2 protein-coding genes are annotated in these 2,426 nt (G+C 46.2%); both read right to left on the bottom strand.

The genetic code is table 11. From position 1 onward, the window contains the following. Window positions 1-18: 18 nt before the first annotated feature. Window positions 19-513: an acetolactate synthase small subunit gene (ilvN, locus tag CAG68_RS08645; RefSeq protein WP_005379697.1), complete on the bottom strand. Its 495-nt coding sequence runs from the start codon at window positions 511-513 to the stop codon at window positions 19-21. 1 nt (window position 514) lies between these two features. After that, window positions 515-2,239: an acetolactate synthase 3 large subunit gene (locus CAG68_RS08650; RefSeq protein ID WP_005379695.1), complete on the bottom strand. Its 1,725-nt coding sequence runs from the start codon at window positions 2,237-2,239 to the stop codon at window positions 515-517. Window positions 2,240-2,426: the final 187 nt, after the last annotated feature.

Raw genomic sequence — 2,426 nt, forward strand, 5'->3', positions numbered from 1 at the left:
CTATATGCAATCAGAGAGTTAAGGTTTGAGAGCTCGCTCTCCTCGCGCAATGCCAACGACACCACTACGAGCAACTTCGACAACTTCGGTCACTTCGGATATCGCTTGAATGAAGGCATCTAGCTTTTCACTCGTACCCGCAAGTTGTACGGTGTATTGGGAAGCCGTGACATCCACGATCTGGCCACGGAAGATGTCTGCCGTCCGCTTCACTTCTGCTCGCGCAAAACCACTGGCTTTCACTTTCACCATCATCAGTTCACGCTCAATGTGCTCATACTCGGTGACTTCTTGTACTTTCAGCACATCGATCAGTTTGTGTAACTGCTTCTGAATTTGTTCCAACTGCATCTCATCAGATGTAGTGGTAATGTTCATTCGCGACAGGGTTTCATCATCAGTCGGTGATACCGTCAAAGATTCAATGTTGTAACCACGTTGAGAGAACAAACCAACAACACGAGACAACGCACCCGGTTGGTTTTCCAATAGCAATGAAATAATGTGTCTCATATTAAGTTCTCTCCGTTTTGCTTAGCCACATTTTATCCATACCCTCACCTTTGATTTGCATCGGGTATACGTGTTCGGTTTCGTCTACGTTGATGTCCACAAACACCAGACGATCTTTCATATCCAACGCTTTTTGTAGCCCTTCTTCGAGCTGATCAGGCGTTTCGATACGAATACCGACGTGACCATAAGCTTCTGCAATCGCTGCAAAGTCAGGAACAGAACTCATGTAAGAATTAGAGTGACGACCTTGATAAATAATGTCTTGCCACTGTTTTACCATGCCTAAGAATCGGTTGTTCAGGTTGATGATCTTCACTGGAATGTCGTATTGCATGGCTGTAGACAATTCTTGAATGTTCATCTGAATACTGCCGTCACCAGTCACAACCACGACCTCTTCTTGTGGCATGGCAAACTTCACGCCCATACCAGCCGGAAGACCAAATCCCATGGTGCCAAGACCACCAGAGTTTATCCAACGGCGCGGCTTATTGAATGGGTAGTACAGCGCCGCAAACATCTGATGCTGGCCCACATCAGACGCCACATATGCGTCGCCATTAGTTAGCTTGTGCAGCGTTTCAATTACTTGCTGTGGCTTGATTCGTTCTGGAGACGTTTCATAAGACAAGCAGTTGCGGTCACGCCATACTTGAATGTCATCCCACCATGCAGTGATAGCATCTTGATCATTTCCACTACCTTGCTCTGCAAGCAGCCCGAGCATGGTTGTCAGCACTTTTTCCGCAGAACCTACGATCGGCAAATCCACTTTCACGTTTTTCGAGATCGATGACGGGTCGATATCAATATGCATCACTTTTGCGTTTGGGCAGTACTTTTCAAGGTTGTTGGTTGTACGGTCATCAAAACGCACACCGATACCAAAAATAAGATCGGCTTCATGCATTGCCATATTAGCTTCGTAAGTGCCGTGCATACCCAACATGCCCAGTGAGTTTTTATGTGTACCCGGGAATGCCCCCAAGCCCATCAAAGTACTCACAACGGGTAGGTTCAGTTTGTCGGAAAGCTCTAAAATATGTTCATGGGCGCCAGAAATCACCGCACCACCACCGATATAAAGCACTGGTTTTTTCGCTTCTAATAGCGATTTAAGCGCTTTTTTAATCTGGCCTTTATGGCCCGAAGTTGTCGGCTTGTAAGAGCGCATTGAAAGCGTTTCTGGATATTGATAAGGCAGTTTGATTTGCGGGTTCATTACATCTTTTGGCAAATCAATCACAACTGGACCAGGTCGACCTGTAGTCGCGATATAAAACGCTTTTTTGATTGTTTCAGGAATATCTTCCGCTTTTTTTACTAAAAAGCTGTGTTTGACCACTGGGCGGGAGACACCGACGATGTCACACTCTTGGAAAGCATCATTACCAATTAGGCTATTCGGTACGTTACCCGAGATAACGATCATTGGGATAGAGTCCATATACGCTGTTGCAATACCCGTAATGGTATTGGTCGCGCCCGGCCCCGAGCACACAAGTACGACACCCGGTTTACCGGTAGCTCGAGCGTAACCATCTGCCATATGAGTGGCGGCTTGCTCATGCCTTACAAGTACGTGTTTGATTTGATCGGTTTTGGCATGCAGTGCATCGTAGATATCCAAAACAGAGCCACCTGGGTAGCCAAAGATCTGCTCTACGTGCTCTTCTATCAGAGATTGAACCACCATCTCTGCGCCTGACAACATTGCTGTCATAATTGCTCTCCTTAGCCAGTTTCCTCACCGTAAGGTCAACGGATTGGTCTGGTTTTACATAGTCTAGGTCTTATTCGTAGCCTAATCGAAATACTTCCACGTTTTCGGCTATGTCTTGCGTTCGTCATAACATCCCGCAAGGTTACCCAACAAATGTAACGTTTTATTATCAAAGGGTCTAATGAGA

Origin of the sequence: Vibrio sp. V42_P2S4T144 (genome assembly GCF_009904715.1) — a bacterium.
GTDB classification, from domain to species: Bacteria; Pseudomonadota; Gammaproteobacteria; order Enterobacterales; family Vibrionaceae; genus Vibrio; species Vibrio alginolyticus.